The organism is Wenxinia marina DSM 24838, assembly GCF_000379485.1.
GTDB classification, from domain to species: domain Bacteria; phylum Pseudomonadota; class Alphaproteobacteria; order Rhodobacterales; family Rhodobacteraceae; genus Wenxinia; species Wenxinia marina.
In genome coordinates this window covers 127,505-144,245 of the sequence record NZ_KB902316.1, presented here as the reverse complement: position 1 = coordinate 144,245, position 16,741 = coordinate 127,505, and the positions used below count along the sequence as shown (strand labels likewise).

Annotated in this window: 15 protein-coding genes; 12 read left to right on the top strand and 3 right to left on the bottom strand. The window is 68.4% G+C overall.

Features of this window, described 5'->3' with window-relative positions:
- Positions 1 to 481: 481 nt before the first annotated feature.
- The 4 genes from A37W_RS0120525 to A37W_RS24085 all read left to right on the top strand — a co-directional run bounded on the left by A37W_RS0120525 (position 482) and on the right by A37W_RS24085 (position 5,491).
- Positions 482 to 2,842: an ATP-dependent helicase gene (locus A37W_RS0120525; protein ID WP_018304939.1), complete on the top strand. Its 2,361-nt coding sequence runs from the start codon at positions 482 to 484 to the stop codon at positions 2,840 to 2,842.
- Between the two features lie 165 nt (positions 2,843 to 3,007).
- Positions 3,008 to 3,961 carry an IS1595 family transposase gene (locus tag A37W_RS0120520; RefSeq protein ID WP_018304938.1) on the top strand — a complete coding sequence of 318 codons (954 nt, stop codon included), beginning with the start codon at positions 3,008 to 3,010 and terminating at the stop codon, positions 3,959 to 3,961.
- Positions 3,961 to 4,782 (top strand): hypothetical protein, encoded by an 822-nt coding sequence (locus A37W_RS23965; RefSeq protein WP_156169328.1) that lies wholly within the window; start codon positions 3,961 to 3,963, stop codon positions 4,780 to 4,782. The genes A37W_RS0120520 and A37W_RS23965 overlap by 1 nt, the downstream gene beginning before the upstream one ends.
- Positions 4,783 to 5,341: 559 nt before the next feature.
- Positions 5,342 to 5,491, top strand: coding sequence for a hypothetical protein (locus A37W_RS24085; protein WP_018304937.1), 150 nt, complete (start codon positions 5,342 to 5,344; stop codon positions 5,489 to 5,491).
- A 3-nt stretch (positions 5,492 to 5,494) separates the two neighbouring features.
- On the opposite strand, the gene A37W_RS23505 is transcribed toward A37W_RS24085, so the two are convergent.
- Together A37W_RS23505 and A37W_RS0120510 are read right to left on the bottom strand one after the other, a co-directional pair.
- Positions 5,495 to 5,698, bottom strand: coding sequence for a YegP family protein (locus tag A37W_RS23505; protein ID WP_081617193.1), 204 nt, complete (start codon positions 5,696 to 5,698; stop codon positions 5,495 to 5,497).
- Positions 5,699 to 5,932: 234 nt separating this feature from the next.
- Positions 5,933 to 6,538, bottom strand: coding sequence for a LysE family translocator (locus A37W_RS0120510; RefSeq protein ID WP_018304936.1), 606 nt, complete (start codon positions 6,536 to 6,538; stop codon positions 5,933 to 5,935).
- A 72-nt stretch (positions 6,539 to 6,610) separates the two neighbouring features.
- On the opposite strand from A37W_RS0120510, the gene A37W_RS0120505 reads away from it, so the two are divergent.
- Complete coding sequence (locus A37W_RS0120505) at positions 6,611 to 7,063, top strand: Lrp/AsnC family transcriptional regulator (protein WP_018304935.1); 453 nt, start codon at positions 6,611 to 6,613, stop codon at positions 7,061 to 7,063.
- Positions 7,064 to 7,882: 819 nt separating this feature from the next.
- Here A37W_RS0120505 and A37W_RS0120495 read toward each other — a convergent pair.
- Positions 7,883 to 8,101 carry a DUF1127 domain-containing protein gene (locus A37W_RS0120495; protein WP_018304933.1) on the bottom strand — a complete coding sequence of 73 codons (219 nt, stop codon included), beginning with the start codon at positions 8,099 to 8,101 and terminating at the stop codon, positions 7,883 to 7,885.
- 334 nt (positions 8,102 to 8,435) lie between these two features.
- Here A37W_RS0120495 and A37W_RS0120490 point away from each other — a divergent pair, with 334 nt between their 5' ends.
- The 7 genes from A37W_RS0120490 to A37W_RS0120460 all read left to right on the top strand — a co-directional run bounded on the left by A37W_RS0120490 (position 8,436) and on the right by A37W_RS0120460 (position 16,741).
- Complete coding sequence (locus A37W_RS0120490; protein WP_018304932.1) at positions 8,436 to 9,533, top strand: Mrp/NBP35 family ATP-binding protein; 1,098 nt, start codon at positions 8,436 to 8,438, stop codon at positions 9,531 to 9,533.
- Between the two features lie 613 nt (positions 9,534 to 10,146).
- On the top strand, positions 10,147 to 10,650 hold the full coding sequence (locus A37W_RS0120485; protein ID WP_018304931.1) for a division/cell wall cluster transcriptional repressor MraZ: 504 nt from the start codon (positions 10,147 to 10,149) through the stop codon (positions 10,648 to 10,650).
- A gap of 3 nt (positions 10,651 to 10,653) precedes the next feature.
- On the top strand, positions 10,654 to 11,637 hold the full coding sequence (gene rsmH, locus A37W_RS0120480) for a 16S rRNA (cytosine(1402)-N(4))-methyltransferase RsmH (protein ID WP_018304930.1): 984 nt from the start codon (positions 10,654 to 10,656) through the stop codon (positions 11,635 to 11,637).
- A 1-nt stretch (position 11,638) separates the two neighbouring features.
- On the top strand, positions 11,639 to 12,010 hold the full coding sequence (ftsL, locus tag A37W_RS0120475) for a cell division protein FtsL (RefSeq protein ID WP_018304929.1): 372 nt from the start codon (positions 11,639 to 11,641) through the stop codon (positions 12,008 to 12,010).
- Positions 12,007 to 13,791: a peptidoglycan D,D-transpeptidase FtsI family protein gene (locus tag A37W_RS0120470; RefSeq protein ID WP_018304928.1), complete on the top strand. Its 1,785-nt coding sequence runs from the start codon at positions 12,007 to 12,009 to the stop codon at positions 13,789 to 13,791. The genes ftsL and A37W_RS0120470 overlap by 4 nt, the downstream gene beginning before the upstream one ends.
- A 32-nt stretch (positions 13,792 to 13,823) precedes the next feature.
- Positions 13,824 to 15,284, top strand: a complete 1,461-nt coding sequence (locus A37W_RS0120465; protein ID WP_018304927.1) for a UDP-N-acetylmuramoyl-L-alanyl-D-glutamate--2,6-diaminopimelate ligase — start codon at positions 13,824 to 13,826, stop codon at positions 15,282 to 15,284.
- Positions 15,284 to 16,741 carry a UDP-N-acetylmuramoyl-tripeptide--D-alanyl-D-alanine ligase gene (locus tag A37W_RS0120460; protein ID WP_018304926.1) on the top strand — a complete coding sequence of 486 codons (1,458 nt, stop codon included), beginning with the start codon at positions 15,284 to 15,286 and terminating at the stop codon, positions 16,739 to 16,741. Before A37W_RS0120465 ends, A37W_RS0120460 begins: the two co-directional genes overlap by 1 nt.

Sequence of the window (16,741 nt, the reverse complement as noted above, 5' to 3'; positions counted from 1 at the left end):
TCGGTGGCCAGACGGGCCGGTCCGGTCTGCGGATGATGCACGTCGATCCACCGCTTCGAAACGTCGACGCCGATGCACTCTTCTGTCATGATCTTCTCCTGTCCCTGTCGGTGCGGGGTCTGGTCACGCAGCCCCAAGCAACTGTTCAGGTTGACGATCCAAAGGCGGACGGCTCCCGCGCCGGCTCGCGGGCTCCAAGCCCTGGGACCTCACGGGATGCCGTCCGCCACCAGCACATTGACATGATTTCGTTAGACAGGGACCTCGATCGAACGGCGGCACCTTGCGGCGCGAGGCCCCGGGTCGGGCCCGGGGCGGGTCAGTCTCGAGGCATCGTACGGCCTGGACCGCCCGCCTTCCGGCGCCGAGGCCCCGCAGGTGACAGCGCCAGCCTCGACCAACAGGCCACTTCCCTCAATTCCAAGGAACAGAAAGCGAACAATCCTTTAACGTGGCGCCGGTCCGCGCTATCTTGCGGCCCATGAGCAGCACGCCCCTTTCCGCCCGCGCGGTGGCCGCGCGCCCCGCCCCCTATCTGGACGACCTCAATCCCGCGCAGCGCGAGGCGGTCGAGGCGCTCGACGGGCCCGTCCTGATGCTCGCCGGCGCCGGCACCGGCAAGACCAAGGCGCTGACCTCGCGGATCGTGCATCTCCTCGCCACCGGCAAGGCGCGGCCGAACGAGATCCTGTCGGTGACCTTCACCAACAAGGCCGCCCGCGAGATGAAGACGCGGATCGGCCGGATGCTGGGCGAGGCGGTGGAGGGGATGCCGTGGCTCGGCACCTTCCACTCGATCTGCGTGAAGCTGCTGCGGCGCCATGCCGAACTGGTGGAGCTGAAGTCGAACTTCACCATCCTCGACACCGACGACCAGCTGCGCCTGCTCAAGCAGCTGATCGCGGCCGAGAACATCGACGACAAGCGCTGGCCGGCGCGGATGCTGGCGGGGATCATCGACAACTGGAAGAACCGCGCCTGGCGGCCGGACCAGGTCCCGGCCTCCGAGGCGTCGGCCTACGACCGCAGGGGCGTGCGCCTCTACGCGCAGTACCAGGCGCGCCTGCGCGAGCTGAACGCCGTCGATTTCGGCGACCTGCTGCTGCACGTGATCCAGATCCTGCAGGAGCACGAGGACATCCTCGCCCAGTACCGGCGCTGGTTCCGCTACATCCTCGTCGACGAGTACCAGGATACCAACGTCGCCCAGTACCTGTGGCTGCGCCTGCTGGCGGGCGGGCACCGGAACATCTGCTGCGTCGGCGACGACGACCAGTCGATCTACGGCTGGCGCGGCGCCGAGGTGGGCAACATCCTGCGGTTCGAGACGGACTTCCCCGGCGCCAAGGTGGTGCGGCTGGAGCAGAATTACCGCTCCACCGCGCACATCCTCGCCGCCGCGTCGGGCATCATCGCGGCGAACAAGCAGCGTCTCGGCAAGACGCTCTTCACCGACGGGGAGGACGGCGAGAAGGTCCGCCTGATCGGCCACTGGGACGGCGAGGAGGAGGCGCGCTGGATCGGCGAGCAGATCGAGGATTATCAGCGCGGGACCCGCGGGCTCAGCCCGTTCAGCCTGGATGACATGGCGATTCTCGTCCGCGCCTCGCACCAGATGCGGGCCTTCGAGGACCGCTTCCTCACCATCGGCCTGCCGTACCGGGTGATCGGCGGCCCCCGCTTCTACGAGCGGATGGAGATTCGCGACGCCATGGCCTACTTCCGGCTCGCCGTGTCGCCGGACGACGATCTCGCGTTCGAGCGGATCGTGAACACGCCCAAGCGCGGCCTCGGCGACAAGGCGGTGCAGACGATCCAGCGCACCGCGCGGTCGAACGGGGTGTCGCTGCACGAGGGCGCGCGGCTCTGCGTCGAGGGGCGGCTGATCTCGGGCAAGGGCCACGCCGCGCTGCGCGAACTGGTGCAGGGGATCGACCGCTGGCACGGGCAGGTGGTGGCCGAGGCCGACACCCATGTCGAACTGGCCGAGATGATCCTGGACGAGAGCGGCTACACGGGCATGTGGCAGCAGGACAAGACGCCCGAGGCGCCGGGCCGGCTGGAGAACCTCAAGGAGCTGGTGAAGGCGCTGGAGAACTTCGACAACCTTCAGGGCTTCCTCGAGCATATCGCCCTCATCATGGAGAACGACAGCGAGGACTCGGAGGAGAAGGTCACGGTGATGACCCTCCACGCCGCGAAGGGGCTGGAATTTCCCGTGGTGTTCCTGCCGGGCTGGGAGGACGGGCTGTTCCCGTCGCAGCGCTCGATGGACGAGTCGGGGATGAAGGGCCTCGAGGAGGAGCGGCGGCTGGCCTATGTCGGGATCACCCGGGCCGAGCGGATCTGCACGATCAGCTTCGCCGGCAATCGCCGGGTCTATGGCCAGTGGCAGTCGCAGCTGCCGTCGCGGTTCATCGACGAGCTGCCGGAGTCCCACGTCGAGGTGCTGACGCCGCCGGGCCTGTATGGCGGCGGCTACGGCGCGGCCGGCATGGCCGCGAGCGCCTCGCCGATCCTCGCCGCGGCGTCGGAATCGCACCTGCAGCAGCGGGCAGTGCGGGCCGACGTCTACAACTCGCCCGGCTGGAAGCGGATGCAGTCCAAGTCGTCCTCCCGCCGCGTCGCGCAGCCGCAGGAGGCGCGCAACATCACCATCGACCTCGAGGCGTCCTCCTCCTTCACCGTGGGCGATCGGGTGTTCCATCAGAAGTTCGGCTACGGCGAGGTAATGGGCCTCGAAGGCGACAAGCTGGTGATCGAGTTCGACAAGGCGGGGACGAAGAACGTGGTGGCGCGCTTCGTCGTCTCGGCGACGCAGGCGGACGAGATCCCGTTCTGATCCGGCGGAGCGCCTGACGGCGCATTCTCTTGCGTTCGGGGGGCGTTCCGCCCCCGTCCGGCCCCCGGGGGGCCGGACTCCCCCTGAGGATATTTATGGGCGATTGTATATTTGACAAACCCACGGCCGGAGCCTATATCTGACCTAACACGTTAGAGGCCCGCCATGTCGGTTCTTTCCGCCCCCTACATGCACGATGAAGCCGCTGCGTTCGCGCACGTCGAAGCGATGCTCTGGACGGATGGTCCGGTGTGCCCGCACTGCGGCGTGATCGACCGCGCCTATCGCCTTGAAGGCGTCCGCACCAAGCCGTCCAAGAAAAACCCGGAAGGCGTCGAGCGCCACGGCCTGTGGAAGTGCCGCGAGTGCCGCAAGCAGTTTACCGTCCGCAAGGGCACCATCTTCGAGGAGAGCCACCTGCCGCTGCATCTGTGGCTCCAGGCGATCCACCTGATGGTGTCCAGCAAGAAGGGCATCAGCAGCCACCAGATGCACCGCGTCCTCGGCATCACCTACAAGTCCGCGTGGTTCCTGACCCATCGCATCCGCGAGTGCATGCGCTCCGGCGACTTCGCCCCGATGGGCGGCAACGGCGGCACTGTCGAGGTTGACGAGACATTCATCGGCAAGGAGCCGGGCGTCACCAAGTCCAAGACCGCTCGCGGCGGCGCTCACAAGATGAAGGTGCTGACCCTGATCGACCGCCAGACCAAGCGCGCCAAGAGCATCGTCGTGGACGACCTCAAGGCCGACACGCTGGTCCCGATCCTGCAAGCGAACATCGACGCCGAGACCGTCGTCTACACCGACGAAGCCGTCTGGTATAAGCGCCTCAACAAGTCCTTCGCGGGCCACGACTTCACCCGCCACGGCGCGGGCGAGTACGTGCGCGGCACCGTCCACACCAACACCGTCGAAGGCTTCTACAGCGTCTTCAAGCGCGGCATGAAGGGCGTCTATCAGCACTGCGGCAAGCAGCATCTGCATCGCTACGCTGCGGAGTTCGACTTCCGTTACAACAATCGTAAGGCGAACGGCGTAGACGATTCTCAACGCGCCCTAAACGTGGTATCGTCGGTCGTCGGCAAACGACTGACGTACAAATTGTCTGATTGCTAATGGCCCCGCCCGGCGGAACTGATCTGAAATTCACGATTTACGGCCTCGACCACCATGAGGACGAGGTCGATGGAGCCGTTTTTGCCGATAAGCTGAAGAAGCTTATTTCCGGCCTGAGGCAGCTTGACAAATTCTACAATACAAAGGGCCAGCACAAATTCATGATCCACGATCTTGAATTTGCTAGCGCCACAGTGATGCTGCGCGAGAAGATAGTAAAGCCAAGGACTGTACGATATTCGCCCTCTCGGCGCTTTGCTGAAATTGGAGCGGCTGCAAGTAACGAGGTGCCGTTCAAGGTTGAAAATTCGGCCGATGAGGTCGCGCTAGAAACTTTCCGAAGTCTTTCTTCGGGCGCCGGAGAGTCGTTTTCTTATGGCGTCGTCAGCGCGGCTGAGACAGCGCCGGTGAGACTTGATGCGCTTCTGAAAAGCCGAGTCGAACGGATCATTTCCGCTGCTGTCGATGCAGCAAGTCAGGCGCAGCCGAAGTATTTTCGGGGTGTTGCACTATCCACTTATGACGGCATCATGAAGCTTGTCGATATTCGCGGCCTATTTCCCGAGGCCAAACTTATTCTTTCTGCTGGCGGAAAAGAGATTAGCTGCGTTGTTGCTCAAGAGAATGTCGATCTGCTGAGAAGCGCCCTCGGCCGCCGGGCGCTCGTAAGCGGCCGGGCGCAACACGATGGGCGTAGCATGCTTCCGGAGCGCATAGACGTTACCAGTATAAAGCTGATAGATGAGACCGCTCCCAACATCATCTCTCTGAGGGGCGCACTGATGAACCTAGACCCGAACGCCACGCGAGGTGTTGGGTAATGGCTTCTGGTTCTTTGCTGTGGGATACCTGCGTACTTTACAGATGGCTGAATGCAGGCACCCCAGACTACACCGATCACCTTAAGGCCTATCTAGATGATCTGAACGCCGGTCGGGTCGACATATATCTATCGACCATATCTCTCGCAGAGATTAGGCCCTCTAAGATTGGACGCAGCGCCCTCACCCCCGCCCAGGTAATCTCGTCCATCAACAAGTCGTTTAAGTATGTCGATCCGTCGCCAGACATCATGTCGCTGGCGGGATACCTGCGAGACCAGCGCTACCGGCAGGTAGATGGGCCTGACGAAAGAGCATCTTCGCGCGAGTTGAGTTTGGGCGACTCTATCCACTTGGCCACCGCCGTGTCGCTGCGAGAAGAGTTCGGCGTTCAGAACCTTTCGTTGCACTCATTCGATGAGGGCAAGAAGCGCGATGGAGAAACGGGTCAGAAAGCCGTTCCAATCGTCGGCTTTCACAACTGGTGCAGAGACACCAAAGACGACGATGAAATACAGAAAGTCCTCTCCATTCCAAAGTCAAAGCCGGTACATCCCTCATGCCCACTCCCGAAAACGAGCAGCTAAAACGCTTCAAGGAAGCCGCCCGCGAGCTAGAGACGGACGACGACGAGGCCCGCTTCAATGAGCGGCTGCGGAAGCTGGCGAAACAGAAGCCTGAGGGCAAGCCGAAGGACGATAAAGACTAGCGCCTACTCCACATCTTCCGTTTTCCAGACGGGCGTCTGTCTGTTGCAGTCCATCACTAAATGCATAGCATGGACGCAATCGGCCTTATTCTTATAGCCTTCTCCGCTGTCTGCTATTATCTTGGTGTTGGACGCTTGATACTTCCAGCGGTATTCGCCGGACTTGTCCTTGTAGAGCAGAAACGAAGGATACGGACGATTAGCCATGAAAGACTCCCCCAAACTCTGGTCATTCCAATACTCCCACCAAGGCGGAAGGTACTCGCTTGAGATCGAAGCCGATACTCAAGAGGAAGCCGATGCCAGGGTCCGCGCTATCAGCTCTGCGCGATGCGAAGGTGCCGTAACCCCAGATCAGCCCGCCTTCGCAGAGGTTTAAGGCGAGTCGGGCGGGTTTGTCAAATATATAATAGCCTATTTATGGCTCGGTGAGAGGGAGGGTCAGCCTGCGAGGACCGGCAGGAGGCTCGCCAGCATCAGGAGCGCCATCGTCACGTTGAAGGCGCGCAGCCGCGAGGGGCGGGAGAGGATGCGGCGCATCTGCTGGCCGAGGAGGGTCCAGGCGAGGATGCAGGGGACCGAGACGGCCGCGAAGGTGGCGGCGACGGTGGCGACCGCGCCGGGGCCGGCGGCGCCGGCATAGGCGGTGAGGGCCGAGGTGCCCATCGCCCAGGCCTTGGGGTTCACCCACTGGAAGGCGGCGGCCTGCAGGAAGGTGAGCGGGCGCCCGGCGGGCCGCGCCTCCGGCGCCTCCGGCGCCTTCGGCGCGGCGGTCGCGATCTTCCAGGCGAGCCACAGGAGATAGGCGAGGCAGGCCCAGGTCAACGCGGTCTCCAGCCCGGGGACGGTGTGGAACGCCTGCATCAGGCCGAGGCCGAGGGCGAGGATCATCGCGCCGAAGCCCAGCGCGATGCCGGCGACGTGGGGCAGGGTGCGGCGCAGGCCGAAATTCGCGCCGGAGGCCATGACCATCATGTTGTTCGGCCCCGGGGTGACCGTGGTCGCGAAGGCGAAGCCGAGCAGGGCGAGGAACAGGGACTGGGCCATGCCGCAATCCTGCACCGCGTTCGGCGGAATGAAATTGCGAAGATCGCGGCCGCGGGGCTAACGTCGCAATCCATGAGCGATCTGGATGATATCTCCACGCGGATATTGCGCGAGCTTGCCCGCGACGGGCGCCTCTCCAACCTCGCGCTGGCCGAGAGGGTCGGCCTGTCGCCCTCCGCCTGCCTGCGCCGGGTGCAGGAGCTGGAGCGGCGGGGCGTGATCCGTGGCTACCGGGCGCGGATCGACCCCAGGGCGACGGGGCGCGACTTCGTGGTCTTCGTCGCGGTCGGACTGTCCGAGCACACAAAGGCTGCGCAGGAAGGGTTCGAACGGGCGATGGCGCGGGCGCCGGAGGTGGCGGAGTGCCACAACGTCGCCGGCGTGTTCGAATATCTGTTGCGGGTGGAGGTGGCGGACCTCGCCAGCTTCAAGCGGTTTCACACCGACGTCCTCGGCACCGCGCCACATGTCCGCTCTCTCACCAGCTACATGGTGATGGGAACGCCCAAGGACGAGCGCGGCTGACGTCCGGACATGAAAACGGCGGCGCTCCGGGAGGAGGTGGGGCGCCGCCGTCTCATGTCTGGCGGCTCCGGCCGGGAGGAGGTGGCCGGCTCCGCCGTCATCCGCGACACGCCCGAGGGAGGAGGAGGGGCCCGCCGCGTATCTCTGGTCGAGGATCGGCGACGCTCCGGGAGGAGGTGGAGCGCCGCCGTCTCGTGTCTGGCGGTCCCGGCCGGGAGGAGGTGGCCGGTCTCGCCGTCATCCGCGACACGCCCGAGGGAGGAGGAGGGGCCCGCCGCGTAGCTCTGATCGAGGATCGGCGACGCCCCGGGAGGAGGTGGAGCGCCGCCGTCTCGTGTCTGGCGGTCCCGGCCGGGAGGAGGTGGCCGGTTCCGCCGTATCCGCGACACGCCCGAGGGAGGAGGAGGGGCGCGCCGCGTATCTCGGTCCAGGATCGGCGGCGCCCCGGGAGGAGGTGGGACGCCGCCGCCTGTCTCGGGCGATCCGGCCGGGAGGAGGTGGCCGGTGTCGCCCTTGGTCCGCACCCGGCCCGAGGGAGGAGGAGAGGGCCGGCCGCGGTATCTTCCGGCGAGGTCCGGTCCCCGGGAGGAGGTGGGGACCGGACCTGCCGTCTTTGCGGGACCCGAGGGAGGAGGAGGGGCCCCGCGAAACCTGTGCCGGATGACCGTCCGGCGGCGGTGGTTCGGTCGGCGGCGCCCCGGGAGGAGGTGGGACGCCGCCGCCGTTCTTGCGATCCGCCGAGGGAGGAGGAGTGGCGGATCGCGGAGCCGGATCGGGGGTCAGGGAGGAGGAAGACCTCCCGGTCCGGTGTCGGTTGCCTTACGAGCGGCCGTAGGCCGACTCGTGGGCGATGGATTTCAGCTGCGACCGGTGGATGCCGAGGTCGGCCAAGTCGCGGTCGTCGAGGCGGGTCAGCTCGTCCAGCGTGGTGCGGTACAGCCGGCGGCGGGCGAGCCGCTCCGAGAGGTCGGTGCGAAGGACCGCGAACCGGTCCCGGAGGGTGGCGCCGTCGGCGCGCGAAGCATTGGCATAGGCCATGTTGCGTCTCTCTTCTTCTGCTCGGGCGGAGCTGCTCTTGCCGGCCGCTCCGTCGTCGTTTCCGTCTCCCGCCGTCACCCGATTGGCCCGGCGGCCGCGCCGTGTTAGCGCTGTCGAGGCCAAAACTATGCTTATGCTGCGGGTGCACAACGGGGGCTTTCGGCAATGCTGCCATGCAGCAAATGCATACGCAGTGCTGACCTATTTCCGCGGCGTAACTGCCTGATCTTGCGGCAGATTGAAAACGTCGCCATGTGCGGCCTGCCTGTCGGAAAGGCGGTTCGCCCGCGCCTCGGGCGGCTGCCGTACCGGCCTGTGACGAAAGGATGACGCGATGTCCGTGACCCGAGACGACGTGCTGGCCGCGCTGAGCCGGCTCCAGCTTCCGGACGGAGGGGACCCCGTCTCCCGCGATCTGATTCGCGCCCTGGCGGTGCAGGGCGGGAGCGTGCGCTTCGTGATCGAGGCGCCCACGCCCGAGGCCGCGCGCGGGATGGAGGCGCTTCGCCAGATCGCCGAGGCGGCGGTGAGGTCGCTGCCGGGCGTGGAGAAGGTGTCGGCGATCCTCACCGCCCACGGGCCGGCCGCGGCGCCTCCGCGGCCGGCGCCGGGCGGCGCGCCGCCCTCGCTGAAGGTGGGGCGTCACCCGACGCCGCAGCAGGGGAGCGGGCCGCAGCGGATCGCCGGGATCGACCGGATCATCGCGGTCGGGTCGGGCAAGGGCGGAGTCGGCAAGTCGACGGTCGCCAGCAACCTCGCCGTGGCGCTCGCGCGGGAGGGGCGGCGGGTCGGCCTTCTCGACGCCGACATCTACGGGCCGAGCCAGCCGCGGATGATGGGCGTCAGCGACCGGCCGAAGAGCGCGGATGGCGAGATCATCGAGCCGCTGCACGCCCATGGCGTCACGATGATGTCGATCGGCCTGATGCTGGACCCGGCCAAGGCGGTGATCTGGCGCGGGCCGATGCTGATGGGGGCGCTGCAGCAGCTGCTGGGCCAGGTGCGCTGGGGCGCGCTCGACGTGCTGATCGTCGACCTGCCGCCGGGGACCGGCGACGTGCAGCTGACCCTGTGCCAGCGGACGGCGCTCACGGGGGCGATCGTGGTGTCGACCCCGCAGGACGTCGCGCTGCTCGACGCGCGCAAGGCGATCGACATGTTCGCGACCCTGAAGACGCCGCTCCTGGGTATGATCGAGAACATGTCCCTCTATATCTGTCCGAACTGCGGGCACGAGGCGCATCTCTTCGGCCACGGCGGCGTCGCGGCCGAGGCCGAGGCGCTGGGCGTGCCGCTGCTGGGATCGCTCCCCATCGACCTCGCCACCCGTCAGGGCGGCGATGCCGGAACGCCCGTCGCGGCGGGCGAAGGCGCGATGGCCGAGGCGTACCGGCGCCTCGCGAAGGGCCTGATCGCCGGCGGCATGTCCTGAGGCGACTCGCCGGGGGCGGCGCGACTCGCCCTCGGCATGGGATTGGCTGGGTTCGCAGCCGGGATTCGCCTCCACCTCCATGGGATTTGCCGGGATCGCCCCTTTCGGAACGCCGGTGCAGCCCACCTGAACGGCCGTGCCCACGGTACGCGAACACGAACGCTTCACGGCGCGGTGAAGCCATAAACCACCAGATATTGATCGGACTCTGTGGAAACCCGCCATTTTGTGGGTCAAGCCGCACGTGCGGGTTGTGCGCTCGCGCCGAGCGTGAGTGTGACAATCGCGCCTTTCCCAAAAATTGGAGTTGAATGGGAGCCAGTGGCATGGCATCCCTATCGACATCGGAAGCGAGGACGGCAGCGACGACCAAGGGGCACCCAAGACAACGACCCCAATCGGCACGAGGCAGGTTTCATCGGGCACCCCTCACTTTCGGAACGAAGAGATCCGGCGCGTACGCGAGCAGACACTTATCCCCCCAGGTGGCGCGCGCAGTCGGACATCCCGGAAACGGGACTGAGGGCGGCGGATCGAGATATGGCAGCATCTCGATCCGCCGTTTTCCGTTTCAGGGACTGCACCATCCGCCTGGGGACCGAAGGGACGCGGGTTGGCGCACGAAAGCTTCACGGGTGAATATACCCTGAAGATGGACGGGAAGGGTCGGCTTTCGATCCCGGCTCCGTTCCGGCGCGTGCTCGAGCAGAACGACGATCGCGGCCCCGCCGCTGGCCCGTCGCTCTACCTTCTCTACGGCCCGCATCTGAAATCGAACTTCAAGGCCTACTCGGTCGCCGGCTTCCGCCGGATCGCGAAGGATATCGAGGACCTGCCGCTCGGCTCGCCCGCCAAGAACCGCGCCACCCAGCTCATCCTGAACCGCTCGCAGATCCTTGACGTCGACAAGGACGGCCGCGTGGTCCTGCCGCAGCGCCAGCGCGAGAAGCGGGGCATGAACGGGGGCGAGCTGGTCCTCGCCGGGTCCGGCGACCATTTCGACATCTGGCCGTCCGAGGTCTACGAGCGCCAGGACGACGACCTCCTCGAGTGGCTGGACGAACAGGGCGAGGACTTCGATCCGCTCAGCCTTCTGGTTCAGCCGGGGGCGGGCTGACGGATGGCCGCCGCTGCCGCGACGCCGCAGAGCCCCCACATTCCCGTGCTGATCGGGCCGCTGATCGCGGCGGTGTCGCCCGTCCGGGGCGTCTGGCTGGACGGCACCTTCGGCGCCGGCGGCTACGCGCGCGCGCTGCTGGAGGCGGGGGCGGAGCGGGTGATCGGGGTGGACCGCGACCCGTCCGTCTTCGAGATGGCGAAAGGGTGGGCGGCGCAGTACGGCGACCGGCTGGACCTGCGGCCGGGACGGTTCTCGTCGCTGGACGAGATCGCGGGCGAGCCGCTGGACGGGGTGGCGCTGGATCTGGGCGTCTCCTCGATGCAGATCGACCGGGCCGAGCGGGGCTTCTCGTTCCAGAAGGACGGCCCCCTCGACATGCGGATGGGCGCCGATGGGCCGACGGCCGCCGAGCTGGTGAACGAGCTGCCCGAGGGACGGCTCGCCGACCTCATCTACCTCTACGGCGAGGAGCGGGCGAGCCGCCGGATCGCCAAGGCGATCGTCCTCGCGCGGCCGGTGAACTCCACCCTGCACCTCGCTGAAATCGTGTCGAAATGCCTGCCGCGCCAGAAGCCCGGGCAGAGCCATCCGGCCACCCGCACCTTCCAGGCGCTGCGGATCGCGGTGAACGAGGAATATGCCGAGTTGGCCGAGGGGCTGATGGCGGCCGAGCGGGCGCTGCGGCCCGGCGGGCATCTCGCGGTGGTGACGTTCCATTCGGTCGAGGACCGTATGGCAAAAAGGTTTCTCCAGATTCGCTCCGGCGCGGTGGGGGCTGGCAACCGCCACGCGCCGGTGGCAGACCTGCCGGAGCCGGGCTTCGAAATCGTCACCAAAAAGGCGGTCGAGCCGGGCGCGGAGGAAGTGGCCGCCAACCCCCGGGCGAGGAGCGCGAAGCTCCGCGTCGCGCGGCGGACGGCGGCGGCGCCTTCGCCGGTGGACCCGGGCGATCTGGGCATGCCGAGGGCGAGAGGGGGCAGTTAGGGTGCGCGGGCTTCTTTACGTGCTGACGGCGGTGTGCGTCGTCGCCTTGGGATTCTGGGCCTACCAGGAGAATTACCGGACGCAGGGCGCGATCCGCGAGGTCCGGTCGCTGAACGCGCGGATCGGCGCGGCCCACGCCCGGCTCAACGTGCTGAGCGCCGAATGGGCGTATCTCAACCGCCCCGACCGCCTGCGCGAGCTGGCCGACGCCAACTTCGACCGGCTGGGCCTCCTGCCGCTGACGCCCGAGGCATTCGGCCACCCGCAGGACATCGCGATGCCCCTGCCGCCGATCCCCGAGCTGGGCCCGATCATGGACCCGGTCGAGATCTCCGCCGGCCAGCGCGGCCCGAACGGGGAGGAGCCGCTGTGATCCGCCGCCCGCTCCGCCCGCTCGCCCGTGTCCTGCGCGCCCGCGACGAGGGCGGCAATCCCGACGCCATCGCCGCCGAGAACCTGCGCCTGCGCCACGAGGAGATGCGCGACCGCGCCCGCGCCCGCGCCGAGGGGCGGCTTCTGGTCCTCGGCTTCTTCTTCTTCGTCGCCTTCCTGACCATCGGCGTCCGCATGGGCGCCCTCGCCGCGACCGAGGCGGAAGAGCCGCGGGCGGTCGCGAACGGCAATCCGATCATCAACCAGCGCTCGGACATCGTGGACCGCAACGGCCGCGTGCTGGCGACCAACCTCGACACCCACGCCCTGTACGCCCAGCCGCAGCAGATGATCGACCCCGCCCACGCCGCGGTGGAACTGGCGCGGATCTTCCCCGAACTGGACGCCGAGGAGCTGCTCGAGGATTTCACCGGCAACCGCCGCTTCCTGTGGATCCGCCGCCAGATCAGCCCCGAGCAGATGCAGCAGGTGCACGACATCGGCGATCCAGGCCTCCTCTTCGGCCCGCGCGAGATGCGCCTCTACCCGAACGGTCCCATCGCGTCGCACATCCTGGGCGGCGCCTCCTACGGCCGCGAGGGCGTGGACAGCGCCGAGGTGATCGGCGTGGCGGGGGTGGAGCGCTACTTCGACGCCTGGCTGCGCGATCCCGCCAACGAGGGCCAGGCGCTGGAGCTGTCGATCGACCTCACCGTGCAGGCGGCGATGGAGGAAGTCCTCGCCGGCGGCATGACGCTGATGGAGGCCAAGGGCGCCACGGCGATCATCATGGACGTGCATACCGGCGAGATCGTCGCGATGGCGTCGCTGCCCGACTTCGATCCCAACGACCGGCCGCGACCGCTGACGGAAGGCGACCAGTCCGACAGCCCGATCTTCAACCGGGCGGTGCAGGGCGTCTACGAGCTGGGCTCGGTCTTCAAGATCTTCGCCGTGGCGCAGGCGATGGAGCTGGGCCTCGTCAACGCGCAGACGCTGATCGACACGCGCGGGCCGATGACCTGGGGCCGCTTCCGCATCCGCGACTTCCACGATTACGGGCCTCAGCTGACCGTGACCGACGTCATCGTCGAAAGCTCGAACATCGGCACCAGCCGGATCGCCCTGATGATCGGCGCGCCGCGTCAGCGCGAGTTCCTCGGGTCCCTCGGCTTCCTCGAACCCACGCAGGTCGAAATGGTCGAGGCGCCGACCGGCCAGCCGCTCCTGCCCCAGCAATGGTCCGAGATCTCCTTGATGACGATCAGCTACGGCCACGGCCTGTCGGCCTCGCCGCTGCACCTGGCGCAGGCCTACGCCTCGCTGCTGAACGGCGGGCACCGGGTGCGCGCGACGCTGGTCCGGCAGGACGGCCCGCAGGAGGGCGAGCGCGTCGTCAGCGAGGAGGTCTCGGCCGCCGCCCGCTCGATGCTGCGGCAGGTGGTGACTCGCGGCACGGCGAGCTTCGCCGAGGTGCCGGGCTACGAGGTCGGCGGCAAGACCGGGACGGCCGACAAGCCGCGGCCGACGGGCGGCTACTATACCGACCGCACCATCTCGACCTTCGCGGGCGTCTTCCCCGCGCACGATCCGCAATACGTGGTCATCCTCAGCCTCGACGAGCCGCAGCAGTTCGTGGCCGGCGAGAACCGCCGCACCGCCGGCTGGACCGCCGTGCCGGTCGCGGCCGAGCTGATCCGCCGGACCGCCCCGCTGATGGGCCTGCGTCCCGAGATTGCGACCCTCGATCCGACAGGTGTAACACAGACCGCAAGTCACTGAGGGCGGGCAGGGCCGTGGCGGCAGACAAATCCTTGGCGGAACTCGGTCTTCGGGCCGCGGGCGGACGCGGCACCCGAGTCGCCGGTCTGACCGCGGATTCGCGCGAGGTGCAGGAGGGCTGGCTCTTCGCCGCGCTGCCGGGCACCCAGGCCCACGGGGCGAGCTACGCCGGAACCGCGCTGGCGCGGGGGGCGAGCGCGATCCTCACCGACGCCGACGGGGCCAGGCTGGCCGCGGCGCACCTCGCCGGGACCGACGTCGCCGTCGTGGTCGCCGAGGATCCGCGTGCGACGCTGTCCCGCACCGCCGCCCTGTGGTTCGGCGCCCAGCCCGAGACGATGGTCGCGGTGACCGGGACCAACGGCAAGACCTCGGCCGCGTCGTTCTGCCGGCAGATCTGGATCGCCCTGGACCGGACGGCGATCAACATCGGCACCACCGGGGTCGAGGGGGCGTGGACCTGGCCGCTGCGGCACACGACGCCCGACCCCGTGACGCTGCACCGCTGCCTGGCCGACGCGGCCGCGGCGGGCGTGACCCATGCGGCGATGGAGGCGTCGTCCCACGGTCTCGACCAGCGGCGGCTGGACGGGGTGATGCTGGCGGCGGCCGGCTTCACCAACTTCAGCCAGGACCATCTCGACTATCACGGCACGATGGGCGCGTACTTCCGCGCCAAGTGCGGCCTCTTCACCCGCCTGCTGCCGGACGATGGTGTGGCGGTGGTGAACCTCGACGATCCCCGCGGCCCTGAGGTGGCGCAGATCGCCGGAGAGCGCGGGCAGGAGGTGATCGGCGTCGGCCGGGCCGAGGGGGCGCGGCTGCGCCTGACTGGCCAGCGTTTCGACGCGACGGGGCAGGAGCTGCGCTTCGCCTGGCAGGGCGAGGCGCGGACGACGCGGCTGGGTCTCATCGGCGGCTTTCAGGCGTCGAACGTGCTGGTCGCCGCGGGTCTGTGCATCGCCGCCGGCGAGGACCCGGCCGAGGTCTTCCGGGTGCTGCCCGAGCTGACCACCGTGCGCGGCCGAATGCAGCACGCCGCCACCCGCGAGAACGGCGCGACGGTCTTCGTCGACTACGCCCACACGCCCGACGCGGTGGCGACGGCGCTGGCGGCGCTGCGGCCCCATGTCCTCGGACGGATCGTCGCGATCGTCGGCGCGGGCGGCGACCGCGACCGCGGCAAGCGGCCCAGGATGGGCGCGGCGGCGGCCGAACATGCGGACGTCGTCATCGTCACCGACGACAATCCCCGGTCCGAGGACCCGGCCGCGATCCGCCGCGCGGTGCTGGACGGCGCGCCCGGCGCGATGGAGGTGGGAGACCGCGCCGAGGCGATCCTGCGCGGCGTCGACATGCTGGAGCCGGGGGACGCGCTGCTGATCTGCGGCAAGGGGCACGAGACCGGCCAGATCGTCGGCGACAGCGTCCTGCCCTTCGACGATGCCGAGCAGGCCAGCGTGGCGGTGGCGGCGCTGGAGGGGCGGGTCTGATGGCGCTCTGGACCTCGGCCGACGCCGTCGCCGCGACGGGCGGCACCTCGACGCGCGACTGGGCGGCGGATGGGGTCTCGATCGATACACGGACCCTGGCGCCGGGCGACCTGTTCGTGGCGCTGACGGCCGAACGGGACGGGCACGAGTTCGTCGCGCAGGCGCTGCAGAAGGGCGCCGCGGCCGCGCTCGTCTCGCGCCGGCCGGACGGCGTGGCGGAGGATGCGCCGCTGCTGATCGTGGACGACGTGCTGGAGGCGCTGGGACGGCTCGGCGTGGCGGGGCGGGCGCGGACGCAGGCGCGGGTGCTGGCGATCACCGGCTCGGTCGGCAAGACCTCGGCCAAGGAGATGGCGCGCACCGCGCTGGACGGGCAGGGCGCGACCCACGCCGCCGTCGCCTCCTACAACAACCACTGGGGCGTGCCGCTGACGCTGGCGCGGATGCCGCCGGAGACGAAGTTCGCCGTCATCGAGATCGGCATGAACCATCCCGGCGAGATCGCCCCGCTGGCCCGGATGGCGCGGCCCCACGTCGCGCTGATCACGACCGTGGCGCCCGCGCACATGGAGGCCTTCGTGGGCCACGGCGGCCTCGCCGGGATCGCCCGCGAGAAAGCCGCGATCTTCGAGGGGCTGGAGCCCGGAGGCGTCGCGGTGATCAACGGCGACTTGTCCGTTTCCGACATCCTCAGCGCCGAGGCGCGTCGTCATGCGGCCCGGATCATCACGTTCGGAACCTCTGCCGGGCTGCACCACCGTCTCACCGACATCCGTGTCCGGGAGGGCGCGACCGTGGGGCAGGGCCGCGCCTGGCGGACGCCCTTCATGGTCAAGGTGGCGACCGAGGGCGGGCACTTCGCCCTGAACGCCCTCGGCGTCGTCGCGGCGGTGCAGGCGCTGGGTGCCGACCGGGCGCGGGCGCTGGTGGCGCTGGGCGACTGGGCGCCGCCCGCCGGGCGGGGCACCCGCGAGACCGTCGTCATCGACCCCGCGATCGAGACCGAGACGATCGAGCTGATCGACGACGCCTTCAACGCCAACCCCGCCTCGCTGTCCGCCGCGCTCGCCGTCCTTGCCGCCAGCCGCCCGGCCGACGGCGTCGGCCGCGTCCGCAAGGGCCGGCGGATCGCGATCCTCGGCGACATGCTGGAACTCGGCCCCGACGAGATCGCGCTGCACGCCGCCGTCGCGGACGACCCGGCGATGGCGAAGCTGAGCATCGTCCACTGCGTCGGCCCGCGGATGAAGTCGCTGCACGAGGCGCTGCCGGACCGCCTGCGCGGGCGGTGGGTCAAGGATCCCGACACCCTCATCGCCGAGATCGAGCGGCTGGTGGATTCCGGCGACGTGCTGCTGGTGAAGGGGTCGAAGTCGATCAAGGTCAGCCGGATCGTTGACGCGATCCGGAAACTGGGGCAACGGGGCGCCTCCGCGAAGGAAGGGGAGAGGGCGTAA